The organism is Heliomicrobium undosum (assembly GCF_009877425.1).
In the GTDB taxonomy this organism is placed as follows: Bacteria; Bacillota; Desulfitobacteriia; order Heliobacteriales; family Heliobacteriaceae; genus Heliomicrobium; species Heliomicrobium undosum.
In genome coordinates this window covers 57,074-75,217 of sequence record NZ_WXEY01000017.1, presented here as the reverse complement: position 1 = coordinate 75,217, position 18,144 = coordinate 57,074, and the positions used below count along the sequence as shown (strand labels likewise).

The window sequence follows — 18,144 nt, the reverse complement described above, 5'->3', positions numbered from 1 at the left end:
TCGTTCCCGAGTGGTGCGGTGAAGACGGATGTTGGCGCAGGTTTGCAGCCAGAGGTCGCAATCATTCTGAATTTTATCCAGGGACTCAAACGTTTCAACGGATGGATAGAAGTTGCCGCGTATGTAGCGGATGGGGCGCTCGACCTTGCCTTTGGTTTGTCCACGGCGCGCTTGCGCCACTACCGGCTCAAAGCCCCAATGACGGGCAAACTGCTCAAAGATCGGATTCAGTACGATTTCTTCTTTTCGTTGCTTCTGATACACGGGCGATTGCCGATCATAGAGGATCTCGGCCGGAACACCGCCGTGCCGGGAAAAGACCTGTTCATGGCACCGGATGATCGTTCGGATGTCGCAATGGGGAACCCACAGAATGTCCATCCATCGGGAATAAGACAATGTCCATACAAAAGCATAAAAGCGATGGATGCGTCCGTTGTCATCTGTGAGTTTGAAATGAGCCCAATCCATCTGGGCCTGGTCGCCTGGTGGGGTTTCAAACCGAATGACACTCTCCGGCGGCTTGGGCGGGCGAACGGTTGCCACATACCGTTTAACGGTGTCGTAGGAACCGGGAAATCTATGCTGTCGCCGGAGTTCCTGATACATCCAGACAGCAGTGAATCCTTTTTGGATCCACTCTTCGATCTGGGGTACGTAAGGCGCAATGAGAGTGGACGGGGCTTCTTGAGGAGGCGCTTTCGTCGGTTGGGCTAGGGCTCGGTAGATGGCTTTTCGATCAACGTCCTCGGTGCGTGCGATATGGCTGATGGGAATGCCTTGGGAAACCATGCGGAGAATGCGCTGGCGCTGTGTGAGATCCATTTCATCGTCCCTCCCCGAGTTTTCCTCTCGGGGCAAGTGTAACACCGCGTCATTCATCTATGGGGACCTCCTTTCAGGACCGAGTTATCCAAACACATGTTTGTGACAGTGCTTGCCCATTTCTGTGACAACTCGTTCCCGTTTTTGTCCAAAGAGGTCTCCCTTTTTTGTCCTCCAGCTATGCCCGTATTTGTCCCAATAGCTTTCCTATTTTTGTCCCTTTTACATTACCACCTACATGGATCCCAAGTTCTCGACAATACTCCGCGAAGATGGGCATTCCTCCTACCGAAAGCACATCCACGGTATCCGAAGCGGTGACGTGATCCATCCAGACATCCCCCTACATTCCTTTTGCGGAAGATGTTTCGACAAGAAATCTAAGAATCCTTTAAATGAATCGAACTTCCAATAAAAAAAGTAAAAACAACCCGGAGAGGGATGTTGAAGACGGGGTAAAAAATAAAAGCTTTAGGAAATTCGATTAAGATTTTACTTTTCTAAAATCATTTTTAATTTCTTTTCAATTTGAAAAATAGGGCAGAAGGGCAATACAGCCCTCTGCGCCTTGTTTAACTATTTGGTTTACTGCAATGCTTTTCCCAACTGAATATCTATATCATTGACGCTTAGATACCCTTTTGCATTCAGTAAAAACTCTGCTACTACGTCGGGTGTCAACCTTCTTTCTAACGATCTAACATATAGTTCCGCCAACAAATACATTGGAATTAACTTAAAATTATTATCTTTTGATTGGTGAAATGCTTGCTCAATAGCCAAGTCCTGAAAATCTGGACGACCAAGGCACATAAAACCATCGGGATGAAATCTTGCAGATTGTGGTATAACATCACCTGCTTTTTTTGAGTCGACAAAATTCTTAAAGTTTTCTTTTGCAGTAACCTGAATTGTTATCTTCTGTCCATTTGGAAACATCATAAGTAAATCAGGCTCGCCTTTTCTCTGATCATGAATTCTTGTTACTGTACAATTTGAAAAACCCGTTTCAAAAAGTTCTTCAATCACCGTTTCTAACTCCAAGCCGGTAGATTGATATAATTTGATTATATTACTTAAATCAGTTCCGATTTTTGACAAGCGACGTTTATGATCCTTCTCCCAAAATTCAAAATTCCTTTTTCTTTTTGTTAAAACCTCTTCTATAATTTCATCTGCCCTGCTTGGGTTAATAATCCCCCTAAAGTCACTCCCTGTCTTATCTAAAAAGTCATCCTCAGAAGTATATCCTGCTTCAACCAGTTTAATTTTTTCATCCCTGCAAAGTTCTACACGAATACTGTTTAAAAACCGACAACTTAAGGGTACCCTGTGAGATATACAGTTCGAGACCATTTCTATATATGAGGATATCTGCGGTTTTAATATTCCTGCTATTCCAGTTAATGCATCAAGAATCCATCTAAGGTTTAAGCAAATATCCCTTACGTTAGCATTAATTAACATAAAATTTTTCCTATTAACTTTGCTTAGGATGTTCGTTAGTAATAACTCCTTGGCAAGTATTGCGATTGTAAAACATTTCGTTTGCTCTTCGGTAAGATAACTAATACCAGTTAATCTTCTGGAATACTCCTCTGGTAATTCCCCAGTCGACAGTAACTCCCGTACCTTTAATACCGCTAGAGCATTTCGCTCTTTTCTGTCCCAGTATACTCCACGATAGTTCGCATCTCGAACTTCTTCAGCATTAGATACAGTATATAACATGTCAAATATGTTTTCAGATATTTGTTCTTCTGTTTCAATCCTATCGACAAATTGTTTTAGTATACTAAAGGTACGAATGGTAATTTGCTTGGCAGCACAAACCTTCCCTAAATTTGTTGCAACTATATTGTTTAAAGAATCTCTTTCAAAAAGGCCATACTCAAGGCATGTTGCTATTCCCCTATGAATTAATTCTTCTATTTGTCGTTTAGACTCAGGGTTATCCCAATTTCGTGCCGCGAATGTATTGAACATAAAGGAGATAATGTCCAATTCAGTTCCAGCAAAGCCAGTTGCAACCACATCTAGGACTCTTAATGTAATGTCTTTATTCTCCAACGAAGATTTTAGTGGTTCAAGTGGTGCGTAAAGATACGCTGTTTGTAATTGTATTACTTCATGTTGATTATTTGCAATTAAAATGCCTCTCCCAAAATTCTGATTTTGCTCTACAGTCGACCCTAGACGCCCAGCACGTCCAAGTATGTTTCTTACTTCAGATACTGACCAATTAACCAACTGTAATTTACCTTTAACAGAAACCCATTTTGAATTATCTGCTAAAATGACGGTTTTGCTAGGAAGGTTAACACCCATTGATAATGTTGTCGTAGCAACAATTATACGGATTTCACCATTTCTAAAGCCTTCCTCTACCGCCCTACGCTCATTTAATTCACAATCTGCGTGGTGAAAGGCAATAGATTGACGTAGCGTTTTAAGTAGTCCATCTCGTGTCTCAGTATCGGGAGCATTGCTTAACAACTTAATAGTACTAGAAGCAGCTTTTAGTTCAGTAAAGTTATCAGACAATTCAATAGCGGTTTCTACTGTAGCTCTAACACTATTACGAATAATTATCAGTTGTTCGTTCTGACTTAGTAAATGCGAAACAATGCTTAACAGGGAATTGCCGGGAAATTGTTCCGTCCCTGCCTGTCTACTGTTCCATTCTCTATAGTTATATATGCCTTTTGGTCCTACAACCCCTTGACGGATCTCAACAGGTCTTTTTTTGTCGGAAACAACATCAAGACCTAACCAGTTATCAAAACCGTTTAATTGATCTAAAACAGCGCTGAGCGCAATGACTTGCTTTGATCCAAAAGACAACTTGATTTTTGTAAGTAAAAGTTCTAGACTTCCACCCCTTCCTTTATCCATTATCATTTGAACTTCATCTACAATAAGACAATCACAAGTATCCAGTATTCCCGCATTTGTAGTTAAAAGAGAATTAAGTTTTTCGTATGTTAGTATCGTAATATCATAGTTCCCTAACCGAATGTCACTATCATGTTCTCGATGATCACGGTTAAGATAATCGAATATTGAGCCCTAGTTCTTCCCCCCCATATTTCTTGGAAAACTCTTGGTATTTCTCTTCTGCAATAGCTTTAAACGGTACAAGGTATATCGATTTTTTTCTCTGCAATGCATAATAAACCGCCATCATCTCTCCAACGAAGGTTTTACCTGATGATGTAGGTGCTACAACAAGAATAGATTTTCCATCAAAAATACCCTGATTAATCGCGGCTACTTGAACAGGGAGAAGCTCCTTATAGTCTGACTCTATCCATTTTTCAATTAGTTGTTCCGGGAAATACCTCCCAATACATGTTCCAATATCCATCTAATCACATCCTTCAAAAAACAGGATACGACATTGTTTTTGTTTCTCCTTCTCAGACTCCAAAAAATATACAATTTTTCGAGAAAAATCTTCTGACCATAATAATATCCAATATTTACTAAAGCGCTTGGGGAAGCATAAAAGTCTAGTTACTCTAGTTAAAAAATTTTATTAATTCCCCTCGAATTTACTTTTAAACCATTAAGGCTAATCAAAAAAAAGCGAAGCCACTGCAGAAAGCATGACTTCGCTTTAACTAAGAGGAAAAAGTATTAGGCATTCAAGAAATTAGTATTTACCAAAACGTTACGGCAAATTCGTCGTCCCCATCAAATACTTATCCACTTCCCGCGCTGCCTGGCGGCCTTCGCTGATGGCCCAGACGACGAGGGACTGGCCGCGGCGCATGTCGCCGGCGGAGAAGATGCCGGGAACGTTGGTGGCGAAGCTGCCGAAGTCGGCTTTGACGTTAGAACGCGGGTCGCGTTCGACGCCCAGTTGGGTGAGCAGTTGATCTTCGGGGCCGAGGAAGCCCATGGCCAGGAGGACCAGTTGGGCCGGCCAGACTTTTTCAGAGCCGGCGATCTCTTTCGGGATCATGCGGCCCTGTTCGTCTTTCACCCATTCGATCTGGACGGTGTGGACTTCCTTAACGTGGCCGTTTTCATCGCCGACGATTTTCTTCGTCGAGATGAGGTAGTGGCGGGGATCGGCGCCGGCGATGGCGGCGGCCTCTTCCTGGCCGTAGTCGATCTTCAGCACCCGGGGGAACTGAGGCCAGGGGTTGTTGGCGGCCCGCTCGGTCGGGGGCTGGGGCATGATCTCCATCTGGTAGACGGAGTTGCACTTGTGGCGAAGGGAGGTGCCGACGCAGTCGGTGCCGGTGTCGCCGCCGCCGATGACGATGACGTCCTTGCCTTCGGCGGAGATGAAGTTGCCATCAGCCAGGTTGGAGTCGAGGAGGCTCTTCGTGTTGGCCGCCAGGAACTCCATGGCGAAGTGGACGCCCTTTAAGTTGCGGCCTTCGACGGGAAGGTCGCGGGGCTTGGTGGAACCGCCGCAGAGGACGACGGCGTCAAACTCTTCCTTCAGCTTCTCGGCGGGGTAGTCCTTGCCGACTTCGCAGTTGGTGACGAAGGTGATGCCCGAGGCGGCCATCAGGTCGACGCGGCGCTGGACGACAGACTTGTCGAGCTTCATGTTCGGGATGCCGTACATGAGCAAGCCGCCGATGCGGTCAGCCCGTTCGAAGACGGTGACGCTGTGGCCGGCCTTGTTCAGTTGGTCAGCAGCGGCCATGCCCGAGGGGCCGCCGCCGATGACGGCTACTTTTTTGCCGGTCCGCTTGGCCGGTTGGACGGGAGCTTCCCAGCCTTCCTCGAAGGCCTTGTCGATGATGTGGCACTCGATGTTTTTGATCGTCACCGGGGAGGTGGCGAGGCCGGCGGTGCAGGCGCCCTCACAGGGGGAGGGGCAGACGCGGCCGGTGAATTCGGGGAAGTTGCTCGTCTTTTTCAGGCGCAGCCAGGCTTCCTTCCAGAGGCCCCGGTAGACGAGGTCGTTCCATTCGGGGGTCAGGTTGTGCAAGGGGCAGCCGGACACCATGCCGGCGATCATCATGCCCGTGTGGCAGAAGGGGACGCCGCAGTCCATGCAGCGGGCGGCCTGGGTGCGCAGGTCCTCCTCGCTCATGTGATAGTGGAACTCGCCCCAGTCTTTAACGCGCTCGAGGGGTTCCCGGTCGGCGGGAAGCTGGCGCTGATATTCTAAAAAGCCTGTCGGTTTGCCCATGGCCGTTCCTCCTACTTCTCTTTCTTATCTGTCATGTTCTCGTTGTCGACGCCGGCTTTGCGCCGGGTTAGGGCTGGTTTCAGATGCCGCTCCGGATGGAGCTGAATCCGGATATCGTAGCGAATATCGCTACCGACGTTATTCCGAAGCTACGAACCAACCCCTACCCCGACGCTTACGCCGCGACTCCCTTAGTTCCCGCCGACGCGAGACTTGTCTTGCTTGTTCTCTTCAAAGGCGGCCATAATGGCTTCTTCCCCGCTGAGTCCCGCCTGGGTGGCGCGCTCGATGGCGGCCAGCATCCGCTTGTAGTCTTTGGGGATGACCCGGACGAACTTGGGCAGGGTGGCTTCCCAGTTGGCGAGGACTTTTTGGCCGAGGGCGCTGTTCGTGTACTGCACATGGCGCTCGATCATGCCCTTGACCTCTTCGATCTCGGCGGGGTTCTCCAGTTTTTCCAGCAACACCATTTCCATGTTGCACTGGGCCGGGAAGGTTCCCTCTTCGTCGAGGATGTAGGCGATGCCGCCCGACATGCCGGCGCCGAAGTTGCGGCCCGTCTTGCCGAGGACGACGACGCGACCGCCGGTCATGTATTCGCAGCCGTGATCGCCCACGCCTTCCACGACGGCATAGGCGCCGGAGTTCCGGACGCAGAAGCGTTCGCCGGCGACGCCGCGGATGTAGGCCTCACCGCCGGTGGCGCCGTAGAGGTTGACGTTGCCGGTGATGATGTTTTCTTCGGGTACGAAGGAGGAGACGGCCGGCGGGAAGACGACGAGTTTGCCGCCCGAGAGGCCTTTGCCGAAGTAATCGTTGGCGTCGCCTTCGAGGATCATCGTCATGCCCTTCGGCACGAATGCGCCGAAGCTCTGGCCGGCGGAGCCGGTGAAGCGAAGGGTGATCGTGTCTTCCGGCAGCCCTTCGGCGCCGTAGCGGCGGGTGATCTCGCTGCCGAGGATGGTGCCGACGACACGGTCCGTGTTCTGGATCTTGAAGGAGGCCTCCACGGCTTCCGCCCGTTCGACGGCGCGGCGGCACATGGGGACGAGCTCACGCATGTCGAGGGAGCGGTCCAGGCCGTGATCCTGGGCCATGCGGCAGTAGCGGCCCACTTCTTCGGGCATGTCAGGCTGGTAGAGCAGGGCCGACAGGTCAAGGCCGCTGGCTTTCCAGTGGTCGACGGCGTCGCCCGCTTCGAGGACATCGGTGCGGCCGACCATCTCGTCGATGGTGCGGAAGCCGAGTTCTGCCATGACTTCGCGCATTTCTTCGGCGATAAAGCGCATGAAGTTGACCAGATGCGCCGGGTCGCCGGTAAACATTTTCCGCAGTTCGGGATTCTGGGTGGCGACGCCAACGGGGCAGGTGTCCAGGTTGCAGACGCGCATCATGACGCAGCCGAGGACGACGAGGGGAGCCGTGGCGAAGCCGTATTCTTCGGCGCCGAGCAGGGCGGCCATGACCACGTCGCGGCCGGTCATCAGCTTGCCGTCCGTCTCGACGGTGATGCGATCGCGCAGGCGGTTCAAGACCAGGGTCTGGTGGGTTTCGGCAAGGCCCAGTTCCCAGGGCAGGCCGGCGTGGCGGATGGAGGTCCGGGGCGAAGCGCCGGTGCCGCCGTCATAGCCGGAGATGAGCACCACGTCGGCGCGGCCCTTGGCGACGCCGGCGGCGATGGTGCCGACGCCCACCTCGGAGACGAGCTTGACGTTGATGCGCGCCCGGGGGTTGGCGTTTTTCAGGTCATGGATCAGTTCGGCCAGGTCTTCGATGGAGTAGATGTCATGGTGAGGCGGCGGCGAGATGAGGCCGACGCCGGCGGTGGTGCCGCGGCACTTGGCGACCCAGGGATAGACCTTGCCGCCGGGGAGCTGGCCGCCTTCGCCAGGCTTGGCGCCTTGGGCCATCTTGATCTGGATCTCATCGGCGTTGACCAGGTAGTGGCTGGAGACGCCGAAGCGGCCGGAAGCGACCTGCTTGATGGCGCTGCGCTTGGAGTCGCCGTTGGGCATCTTGACGAAGCGGGCCGGGTCTTCGCCGCCTTCGCCGGTGTTGCTCTTGCCGCCGATGCGGTTCATGGCGATGGCCATCGCTTCATGGGCCTCCTGGCTGATGGAGCCGAAGGACATGGCGCCCGTCTTGAAGCGGCGGCAGATCGATTCGACCGATTCCACCTCATCGAGGGGAATGGGGTTTTTCTTCTTGAATTTGAGCAGGCCCCGCAGGGTGCGCGCCTTCTGGGTCTCTACGTTGAGGGCGGCCGAGTACCGCTTGAAGAGCTTGTAGTCGCCCTTGCGGCAGGCTTCCTGGAGAGTGGTGATCGTCTCGGGGTTGAAGATGTGCTCTTCCCCGTCGGTGCGCCACTGGTGGCTGGAGCCGGTGTCCAGGGTGTTGTCGCGGCCGGGCTGGTCGTTGAAGGCCCGCCAGTGCCGCATCTCGGCTTCCTTGGCGATCTGGGCAAGGCCGATGCCGCCGATGCGGGACGGCGTGCCGGTGAAGTACTTCTCGATCACGTCGGTGGCGATGCCGACGCACTCGAAGATCTGGGCGCCGCGGTAGCTCTGGATCGTCGAGATGCCCATCTTGGAGAGGACCTTGACGACGCCTTTCGTGGCGCTCTTGATGTAGTTTTTGACGGCTTCCTTGTGGGTGAGGCCGGGCAGCATGCCCTGGCGGATCATGTCGTCGAGGCTTTCAAAGGCCATGTAGGGGTTGATGGCCCCGACGCCATAGCCGAGGAGCAAGGCGAAGTGGTGGACTTCCCGCGGCTCGCCCGATTCGAGGAGCATGCCGATTTTTAGGCGGGTGCCCTCGCGGATCAGGTGGTGGTGCAGGCAGGAGACGGCGAGCAGGGCGGGAATCGGGGCCTTCTCGGCGTCGACGCCGCGGTCGGAGAGGATGATCAGCGTATAGCCGTCAGCGATGGCCTGATCGGCGGCCTGGCAGAGGTCGGCCAGGGCGGTTTCGAGGCCGGCGCCGTCTTCTTTGACGTTAAAGAGGATGGGCAGGGTGATGGTCTTGAAGCCTTCCCGCTCGACGCCGCGCAACTTCGCCAGTTCCTCGTTGCTGAGAATCGGCGACTTGAGGCGGATCTGGCGGCAGGAATCGGGCTCGGGCTGCAGGAGGTTCTTCTCCGGCCCCAAGGTGGTGCCCGTGCCGGTGATCAGTTCTTCCCGGATGGCGTCGATGGGCGGGTTGGTGACCTGGGCAAAGAGTTGTTTGAAGTAGTGGTAGAGCAGTTGCGGCTTTTCCGAGAGGACGGCCAGGGGCATGTCATGGCCCATGGCGCCGATCGGGTCCACGCCGTTTTTGCCCATCGGTTCGAGGGTCTTGGTCAGGTCTTCGTAGGTGTAACCGAAGGCCTGCTGGCGCTGAACGACCGTCTCATGGTCGGCTTCCGGCGCCTCGGGGGCTTCGGGGAGGTCTTCTAAGCTGGTCAGGTGCTCGTCGAGCCACTGGCGGTAGGGGTTGGCGGCAGCCATGCCCTCTTTGAGTTCTTCGTCAGTGACGATTCGGCCTTGCTCCGTGTCGACGAGGAGCATGCGGCCCGGGTGCAGGCGCTCCTTGACGAGGACGTTTTCGGGGGCCACTTCCAGGACGCCCACTTCGGAGGCCATGATGATCATGTCGTCCTTGGTGACGTAGTAGCGGGCGGGGCGCAGGCCGTTGCGGTCGAGGACGGCGCCGATCATGCGGCCGTCGGAAAAGACGATGGCGGCCGGGCCGTCCCAGGGCTCCATCATACAGCTGTGGTACTCATAGAAGGCCTTCTTGGCGTCGCTCATGGACTCATGATTGGACCAGGGTTCGGGAATCATCATCATGGCGGCGTGGGGCAGGGAGCGGCCGCTCATGTGCAGGAATTCGAGGCAGTTATCGAACATGGCCGAGTCGCTGCCGTTAGTGTCGATGACGGGCATGGCCTTGGCCAGGTCGTCGCCGAAGAGGTCGGACTGGCACATGGCCTGGCGGGCGTGCATCCAGTTGACGTTGCCGCGCACCGTGTTGATCTCGCCGTTGTGGATCAGGTAGCGGTTCGGGTGGGCCCGCTCCCAACTGGGGAAGGTGTTGGTGCTGAAACGGGAGTGGACGAGCGCCAAGGCGGTGTCCATGGCGGGGTCTTTCAGTTCCACATAGTACTTGTCGACCTGGTCGGGCGTCAGCATGCCTTTGTAGACGATGGTGCGTGACGACAGGCTGGCGAAATAGAAGTACTGGCAGCCGGGTTTGCCGCCGTGGCGGATCTCTTTTTCCGCCCGTTTGCGGATGATATAGAGCTTGCGCTCAAAGGCCTGGGGATCGGCGGCCAGTTGGGCCTTGACGGCGTCAGAGGCGCCGATGAAGACCTGCCGCACGAAGGGCTCCGTGGACTTGGCTTCGTCGCCCAGGCTGCTGTTGTCGGTGGGTACGGTGCGCCAGCCGAGGAGGGATTGGCCTTCTTCCTCGACGATGCGCGCGAAGTCGGCCTCGCAAACAGCGCGCTCTGCCTCATCAGGGCAGAGGAAGAGCATGCCCACGCCGTACTCGCCGGCCGGCGGCAGGGCGATGTTCAGGGCGTTGCACTCTTGGGCCATAAAGGTGTGGGGGATCTGCATGAGGATGCCGGCGCCGTCGCCGCTGTTCACTTCCGCGCCCTTGGCGCCCCGGTGATCGAGGTTGATCAGGATGGACAGGGCTTGGCGGACCATCGCGTTGGATTTTTTCCCTTTGATGTTGGCGATGAATCCGATGCCACAGGCATCATGCTCAAACTGCGGGTCATAGAGACCCTGCTTGGGAGGCAAGCCGATCCAGTTCTTTTCTTGCAATCTCTTTCTCTCCTTTTGCACTAACTCGATTGCTGACAACGAATTCAACCCGGTCACAGGGGCATAAAAAGGCCCCTCTGAATCCGGGACTCCCAGCAGGACACGCTTCACGATACCGGAAAGGCTTGCCTACTGCCTGTTTGCCCGCCAGAGGGCGGTATTTTTCTGTCATAATATTATAGCAACAAATGTCGCGCTTTTGGAGATCGGATGCTGTAAATTAGCCCCATATTCAGCGAAAACCCTAAAAGAATATTGTATACTTTTCGGTAAAAAGCAAGCTTTTCCCCGATTTTGATGCAGCATTAGGAAACCTGACAGCGACTTGGGTTTATTTAAAAAATTTGTCTTCTTTTATCCCCCTTGTCCAGCCCTTGGACCACCGTCGCTTCTGCGGAGAATATCCCATCTTCTCAACACCGCTCTCTGCCATCGCAAGCGGGCGTTGTCGATTTTCTAGCAAAATTAAAATACGGGAGGTACCAATTGATGAAACTGCTCATCGACGCCGACGCCTGCCCTCGCGAGGTTCTTCGGATCAGCCTCGAACTGGGCCGCCGCTACCAGGTCCCCGTCTGGACGGTGGCCAGCTTCAACCATGTCATTGAGTCCGATCACCACGTGGTCGTCGGCGGCTCTTCCCAGGAGACGGACATCAAGGTCATGAACCTCTCTGAATCGGGCGATGTGGCCGTCACCCAGGACTTCGGCCTGGCAGCCATGCTGATCGGAAAGGGCGTCCGTTGTCTCGGCCCCTCGGGCCGCGTCTACGCCCCCGAGCGGATCGACCTGCTGCTGGAGGAGCGAGAGCTGAAGGCCCGTTTCCGTCGCGGCGGCGGCCGGACAAAAGGGCCGAAAAGAAGAACCGCCGAAGAGGATCGGCGGTTTGCGGATTCCCTGGAAGCGCTGTTGCAGAGGCGATGATCAACTTTTTTGTAAGATGTTAGGCGATTCGCCCGTAGTACTGTAAGAATGGGGGCACCCGACTATTCCCCTACCCAATCGGGGACCTTCAACCTGCCCTCGATGATCTCGGCGCGGATCGCTTCGATTTGAGGGCGGATGGGGGCAAGAAGCTCGCGGTTCATCTCGTTCTCGGCGTAGCCGACGGCGCCCTCCTTTAGCCCCAATTCCACGTAGCCGCCGCGCAGTTCCTTGCCCATGGCCATGCGGATCGTTTCATAGACGGCCACATCGACGCGCTTGAGCATGCTCGTCAAGACATGCTTCCCCGTCCCTTCGGGGGCGGTCAAGGACTGGTCGGCGTCGACGCCGATCATCAGCCGGTCCCGGCTGCGGGCTGCTTCCATGACACCGATGCCGGAGGCGCCTGTGGCGTGATAGATGATGTCGACCCCCCTGTCATACTGCCACTCGCTCAGTTCTCTGGCCCGCATCGGGTTCATATAGGCCGTCGTATCCATCCCGATGGTGTGCGACAAAACCTCGACTTGCGGGTCGATCCGCAAGGCGCCGGCGCGATAACCGGCCTCAAAACGTCCGATGACAGGGTTTTTGACGGCGCCGATGAAACCGATTTTGCCCGTCTTGCTGGACAGCGCGGCAATGGCGCCGACCAGATAGGAGCCCTCCTGTTCCCGGAAGTTCACACAGGTGAGATTGCCCTCGGGCCCAAGGCCGGGAAGATGGCCGTCAATGACCATGTAGTGGGTGCGGGGGTAGCGGGGCGCCACATACTGCACCGATCGGGCGAATTCATAGCTGATGGCCATGACCAGATCGACGCCGCTCTGCCCCTGCAATTCCATCAATAATTCGCGGTTGTCACCGTAGGGCGACACCTGAAAGGTTCTCGCACTGAGCCGGTGGCCGAATTCCTTGGTGGCCCGTTTCAGCCCCTCCCGGGCCATATCGTTGAAGCCGCAGTCCCCCGGCCCGCCCTGGTCGTAGAGCAGGACCACCCGGAGGGGCGCAGCCTCCCGCTTTCCCGTCACGCTGCAACTGACCGACAGGAGGAGCAAGAGGGTCACCAGCATGAACCCGGCCAAACGAAGCAGGATCGCCAGGTTTGCTCACTCCTTTTCCGGAAACTTGACGGCATAGCGCCGGCTGAACCAAAGCCGGTCCTGCAGCAGCGATTCGAAAACAGCGGCAGGCAACGGGCGGCTGAAGTAATACCCTTGAATCTCGTCACAGTGGTGTTTGTCCAGAAAGCTCAATTGCTCTACACTTTCGACGCCTTCCGCCACGACCCGCAGATCGAGGCTCTTGGCCAGGCCGATGATGGCGTAGGCGATCTTGGAGTCTTTCTGGCTTTCCACGATGTCGTTGATGAAGGTCTTATCGATCTTCACGCAGTCGATGGGAAACTGCTTGAGGTAGTTTAAGGAGGAGTATCCCGTTCCGAAGTCGTCGATGCTGATATGGACGCCGAGCGCTTTCAAGCGCCGCAGCATCACCATCGTCTCCTCCGTCTTTTCCATCAGACTGCTTTCGGTGATCTCCAACTCAAACCATTCGGGATCGAGTCCGGTTTCCCGAAGGATATGGGCCAGGCGCTCCGGCAGGTCCTGTTGGCGGAATTGGTGGGGTGACAGGTTGACGGCCATCCGCATCTTCGGATATCCCACGTCCTGCCATGCCTTGTTCTGGATGCAGGCCTGCTGGAGGACCCACTCGCCCAGCGGGTGGATCAAGCCGGACTCCTCGGCGATGGGGATGAACACAGTGGGGGGGATGTTCCCCTGGACAGGGTGTTTCCAACGGAGCAAGGCCTCCATGCCGGCGATGCATCCCCGCCGGAGATCCACTTTGGGCTGGTAGTATAGTTCCAGTCCAACGTTTTCAATGGCTTGGCGCAGATCCTTTTCGATCGACAGCCGGCGCAGGTTGCTCTCGTGCATGTCTTCCGTATAGAACTGGATGTTGTCATTGCCTTTCTTCTTGGCGTGATACATAGCCGTGTCGGCCGCCCGGACCAGCGCGTCCATGTCTTTCCCGTCTCGGGGAAAACGACTTGCGCCGATGCTGGCGCAGATGAAAAACTCATGTCCCCGGATGCGAAAGGGCTCCGTGATCGTATCGAGCGCCTTCTGGGCCACCTCCCGCACCTCCTGGTCGCAGCGGGGATGGGTCAGTATGGCGGTAAATTCGTCTCCCCCGATGCGGGCGATCGTGTCAGACTGGGCCAGGCAGACCGTCAGGCGTAAGGCAACCTCCTTCAACAGCAGATCACCGACACTGTGCCCGAAGGTGTCGTTGATGTCTTTGAACCGGTCCAGGTCGATGAAAAGGATAGCGAAGGGCGCCCTTCCATCCCGGTCGAGCAGTTCTTCAAGACGTTTGTGGAACTGTCTGCGGTTGGCCAGGCCCGTCAGTGTGTCGTGGTGGGCTTGATGATGGATGGCCCGGTTGATTTCCTGGAGTTCTTGCAGGTAGCTGTTTAGCCGCTTGGCCATTTCATTGAAGCCTTTGGCCAGCTTGCCGATCTCGTCCTCCGAGTCGGCAGGGACGCTGCGGCCCAAACCGCTCATGTCGCCGGCGGCGACAGCCTCCACTTCTTTCAGCATCTCTCTGAGCGGAAGGGTGATCAACACCGACAGTTCCCAGCCCGACGACAGGGCGATGATGATGGCCACAGCGGCGATAATGGCGATGACGAATCCGGCGTTTTGGGCCAATTGATCCCCTTGCTTGTTCAGATAGGTGACTTTTTCCATACTGTGGTCTGTCAAGACGCGCAAAAGCACCTCGGCGTTGTCGAGGTGTATCGCCGCCCGGCTTTGGTAATAGGACAGCGCTTCCTGTGGATCGCCCTTCTCGAAGCGCCCGTTGGCCTGATCCCATTCCAGCCGGAAGAGACCATACTCCTGCCGGAGACGACGCATCCACTCGGTTTGTCTTTCATCCAGGGGCAATCCGTAAAATTCCCCGAGGAGCGTATCGGTGGCCTTGAATTGTTCCGCTTGACGGGCGCTAAGACTGTTGTGTTCTGCCTTGTTGGGTGACGCCAACAACAGTTGAATGCTGACGGTCTGTTGTTCTTTCAACAGGATCCGGCAACGGTTCAATTGCTGCATGGGAACAATCTGGTTCTGGGTGATCCCATACATGATGTCTGTGATCTCTCGGTTTCCCCAGTAACCGGCGAAGCCGACCGCAGCCAGCAGCAGGGCCATGAACAAGAAAAATGCCAGCAGCTTATTTGCGATTTTCGTATTCCGAAGCCAGCGCAATGACGGTCACCCCTAAGACGCCGTTACGATCTGCCGGATCTCTGAAAATGAAAAAAGGGGCAGCTTACTTTTGCATAAATATTCTCTTGTTCTAATCATTTTCCTGTAAAAAATTTCTTCAACCAGAAAAATATTTGGCCGCCGGATCTGCCTGAACAAACAAAAAAGAACCCTGACGCCAGGGTTCCGAGATTGGGGACATCGATTTGACGGTAGCCCATGTTAAGGGTAGCTAACGGAGCCTGCTTTTCGGCCTGAGCAACCCGGCGGCTCTTACCGCCCGGCTTTTTCGTGGTTGAGCAGCCACTCTTTTCGCCACAGGCCGCCGCCGTATCCGGTCAGGCTTCCGTCGCTGCCGATGACGCGGTGGCAAGGGACGATGATGCCGACGGGGTTGTTGTGGTTGGCGCCGCCGACGGCCCGCACGGCTTTGGGATTGCCGATGGCTTCGGCGATCTCCCGGTAGGAACGGGTCTCCCCAAAGGGGATCGCGGCCAAAGCCTCCCACACGCGCCGTTGGAAAGCTGTCCCTTGAAGCGCCAGCGCCAGGGAGAAGCTCTGACGGGCGCCTTGAAAATACTCGTCCAACTGTTGGACACAGGCCTGCAGGCATGCAGGCAGCGCCTTTTCGCCGTCACGCTGGCCCTCACCTCCGGCGCCGTCGCCTTTGGGACGCTTTTCTTCGAGGTCCTTTTCTTCGAGGTCGGTTTCTTGGGGGCCTTCATCGGCCTCCACAAAGGAAACGCCCTCGATCCCCCGCTCCGTCCCCCGGATCTCGATCAAGCCGATGGCAGTCCGGTAATAGGTCCGGTGCAACGCCATGCTTCTCCCCCCTTGTCTTACAGTGCGACCGGTTGGGCTGTCCGCTCCTTATGCCACACGGGCTGCAGCCCGCAGCGTTCGGCCAGTGCCATCGCCGCCTTCAGATTGCGCCCGATGTCGCGTGGGGTATGGGCGTCAGAGCCGACGGTGATATGCCGCCCGCCCAGTTCGGCAAAGCGTTGGTAGATGGGAAACAGCGCCTCCGCGACTGCCGGACTGTCGAGCCGCCGCGCGTTGATTTCGATGGCCTGCTGCCGTTCCGCCAGGACAGCCAGGATGGGATCGATCCGTTCCCGGAACTCGTTGTAGTGAATCTCGGGATCCTCCACGAGAGCGTAGCGGGCGATATAGTCGATGTGGCCCAGACTGTCGATGAAATCGTAAGCCTTCACGCATGCCTGCATGGTGTCGAAGTAGCGGTCATAGGCCTCCCTTTTGGAGCGACCCTGAAAGAAGCGACCGACGACCTCCACGCCGTCGACCACATGGATGGAGCCGATGATGTAATCGAAAGGGTAGGATGCAGCCATTGCCCGATTATGGTCAGCCAGTTCGCTGCGCATGCCCATCTCTACCCCCAGCCGCAACCGTTCGCTCCGGTGCGGTTCGTAGGCTCGGAAAAAGGCGTCCACATCAAAGCTGAAACTGTCAGGCTTCGGATACTCCAGATCCATATGGTCGGTGATGATCAGGCCGATCCCCAACTGCTGCGCCCGTTCCATCGCCTGTTCCAGGCCCATCAGCGAGTCCGTCGAAAACCGGGTGTGCACATGGGTGTCAAAAATCATAGCAACCTCCATTACGCTGTTCCCTCTGCCGCTTCTCCCTTATTGTACCGCCGGCGCGGCCATAGGGGACAAAATTTTTAGCCGAGCCAGCGCAACCCCTTCGGGTAGTGGTTTTTCCACTGTCCGCCGGCGGCCTTCACCCAGCCGAGGGGGAAACCGCCCACGGTCACCACCTTCCAGCCCGTCTCGCCGCTGCCGGCGGTCAGGCTTTCGCCGCGCAGGTAGCGGAGGATGTCGCCGCCGTCAGGGTCGACTTCGAGGCTGCGTTGCCATTCTTCCTTGGCCAGGGCGAGCGCGAGCGCATGGGCAGGCTCGAAGCGGCCCGGTTTTACCGTCCCGAGGTGCCATCCGGCCCGGGCCACTTTGATGCCGTCCAATGGGGGCAGGCCCTCCGGCTGGGCGTAGAGGGCGTCGCCAAAGAGCGCCAGCGGACCATCAGGGACGAATCGCAGGAACTCTCTGCAAAAATCCTCAAAGAGGGTGCGCGCCTCTTGGGGAACGGCTGTTTTGTCTTGTCGCCGCCCTTTGCCGCGCGGCCCTTTGCCATGACGCGACTGCATTCTCCAAGCCGCAACCCTTAACGGCTTGTCTGCCAGGCTTACCGCCGGCTCACCGGCGTCCGCCTCCGGTAACCCGTGGGGCGCCCTTTCGCCGCTTTTGCGCAAGCGCGCCACGAAATGCCCCTCCCCCCGCAGCCGGTGGGGCCAGAGGCGCGCCGTCTTCCCCAGATATCCCGGAGTAAAGTGCGGCGCCGCCGGGAAAGATTCCCCTTCGAATTCCCGGTGTTCGCGCAGAAACGCCTCGATCTGCCCTTCGTTCTCCTCCGGCGCAAAGGTGCAGGTGGAGTAGACAAGCACCCCGCCCGGCCTGAGCATCCGGGCCGCCAGGGGAAGGATCTCACCTTGGATGGCGGCGCAGCGGATCACTTTTTCCTCAGACCAGTCCTCGATCGCCTCCGGCAATTTGCGGAACATCCCCTCGCCGGAGCAAGGGGCGTCCACCACGATCCGGTCAAAATAAGAGGGGAATCGTCCGGCTAGTCGGTCCGGGCTCTCCTGGGTGACAAGGATGTTCCGGGCGCCCCAGCGTTCCAGATTCTCTGACAGGACTTTCACCCGTTTCGGATGGATCTCATTTGCCACCAACAGCCCGCGCCCCTTCAGACGCCCGGCGATCTGGGTCGCCTTGCCGCCCGGCGCGGCGCAGAGATCAAGCACCCGTTCGCCCGGTTGCGGGTCGAGGGCCTCCACGACCGCCATGGCGCTCGGCTCCTGGATGTAGTAGAGCCCAGCCGCATGAAAGGGATGTTTGCCCGGCCGGTCTTCCCCGTCTATATAAAACCCTTCGGGACACCAGCCCACAGGGTCGAGGCGAAAGGGCATGCTCGCCAAAAAGTCTTCCCGGCAGAGCTTCAGTGGGTTGAAGCGAAGGCCCTGGGCAGGTCCCTGCCCATAGCTTTTTAAAAAGGCCTCACGTTCCGGCGGCGGAAGCAGCGCGGTCATACGCTCGATAAAGGGTGGAGGCAGCGGGGTCACGGTAAATGT

Annotated in this window: 11 protein-coding genes; 1 reads left to right on the top strand and 10 read right to left on the bottom strand. The window is 56.2% G+C overall.

All coding sequences use genetic code 11. The features are described 5' to 3' along the window. The 5 genes from istA to gltB all read right to left on the bottom strand — a co-directional run. Window positions 1-825, bottom strand: an 825-nt coding sequence (gene istA / locus GTO91_RS13350; RefSeq protein WP_161259230.1) for an IS21 family transposase, incomplete at its 3' end; no start/stop codon positions are given. Window positions 826-1,410: 585 nt separating this feature from the next. Beyond that, on the bottom strand, window positions 1,411-3,843 hold the full coding sequence (locus GTO91_RS13345) for a DEAD/DEAH box helicase (RefSeq protein WP_328793812.1): 2,433 nt from the start codon (window positions 3,841-3,843) through the stop codon (window positions 1,411-1,413). Window positions 3,844-3,871: 28 nt separating this feature from the next. Further along, window positions 3,872-4,192: a DEAD/DEAH box helicase gene (locus GTO91_RS18460; protein WP_161259228.1), complete on the bottom strand. Its 321-nt coding sequence runs from the start codon at window positions 4,190-4,192 to the stop codon at window positions 3,872-3,874. Window positions 4,193-4,498: 306 nt separating this feature from the next. Further along, a complete protein-coding gene (locus GTO91_RS13335) occupies window positions 4,499-5,983 on the bottom strand; it encodes a glutamate synthase subunit beta (protein WP_161259227.1) in 1,485 nt (494 codons plus the stop codon). A gap of 191 nt (window positions 5,984-6,174) precedes the next feature. After that, the gene (gene gltB, locus GTO91_RS13330; protein ID WP_161259226.1) at window positions 6,175-10,794 is read right to left on the bottom strand and encodes a glutamate synthase large subunit; all 4,620 of its coding nucleotides are present in this window, start codon (window positions 10,792-10,794) and stop codon (window positions 6,175-6,177) included. A gap of 489 nt (window positions 10,795-11,283) precedes the next feature. On the opposite strand from gltB, the gene GTO91_RS13325 reads away from it, so the two are divergent. Then, window positions 11,284-11,718 (top strand): YaiI/YqxD family protein, encoded by a 435-nt coding sequence (locus GTO91_RS13325; protein WP_161259225.1) that lies wholly within the window; start codon window positions 11,284-11,286, stop codon window positions 11,716-11,718. A gap of 62 nt (window positions 11,719-11,780) precedes the next feature. Here the strand turns inward: GTO91_RS13325 and GTO91_RS13320 are convergent, their stop codons facing one another. From GTO91_RS13320 to GTO91_RS13300, 5 genes are all read right to left on the bottom strand, one after another. Beyond that, window positions 11,781-12,803, bottom strand: coding sequence for a BMP family lipoprotein (locus GTO91_RS13320; protein WP_161259224.1), 1,023 nt, complete (start codon window positions 12,801-12,803; stop codon window positions 11,781-11,783). A 24-nt stretch (window positions 12,804-12,827) separates the two neighbouring features. Next, window positions 12,828-14,990: an EAL domain-containing protein gene (locus GTO91_RS13315; protein WP_161259223.1), complete on the bottom strand. Its 2,163-nt coding sequence runs from the start codon at window positions 14,988-14,990 to the stop codon at window positions 12,828-12,830. Between the two features lie 273 nt (window positions 14,991-15,263). Beyond that, a complete protein-coding gene (locus GTO91_RS13310; RefSeq protein ID WP_161259222.1) occupies window positions 15,264-15,812 on the bottom strand; it encodes a methylated-DNA--[protein]-cysteine S-methyltransferase in 549 nt (182 codons plus the stop codon). Between the two features lie 17 nt (window positions 15,813-15,829). After that, complete coding sequence (locus GTO91_RS13305) at window positions 15,830-16,600, bottom strand: histidinol phosphate phosphatase (protein ID WP_161259221.1); 771 nt, start codon at window positions 16,598-16,600, stop codon at window positions 15,830-15,832. Between the two features lie 77 nt (window positions 16,601-16,677). Next, complete coding sequence (locus tag GTO91_RS13300; protein ID WP_161259220.1) at window positions 16,678-18,135, bottom strand: RsmB/NOP family class I SAM-dependent RNA methyltransferase; 1,458 nt, start codon at window positions 18,133-18,135, stop codon at window positions 16,678-16,680. Window positions 18,136-18,144 lie beyond the last annotated feature (9 nt).

Excerpts from the sequence above, each read along its gene's own strand:
- GTO91_RS13325 (WP_161259225.1), top strand. The coding sequence starts at position 11,284 with ATGAAACTGCTCATCGACGCCGACGCCTGCCCTCGCGAGGTTCTTCGG.
- GTO91_RS18460 (WP_161259228.1), bottom strand. The coding sequence starts at position 4,192 with ATGGATATTGGAACATGTATTGGGAGGTATTTCCCGGAACAACTAATT.
- GTO91_RS13310 (WP_161259222.1), bottom strand. The coding sequence starts at position 15,812 with ATGGCGTTGCACCGGACCTATTACCGGACTGCCATCGGCTTGATCGAG.
- GTO91_RS13335 (WP_161259227.1), bottom strand. The coding sequence starts at position 5,983 with ATGGGCAAACCGACAGGCTTTTTAGAATATCAGCGCCAGCTTCCCGCC.
- GTO91_RS13305 (WP_161259221.1), bottom strand. The coding sequence starts at position 16,600 with ATGATTTTTGACACCCATGTGCACACCCGGTTTTCGACGGACTCGCTG.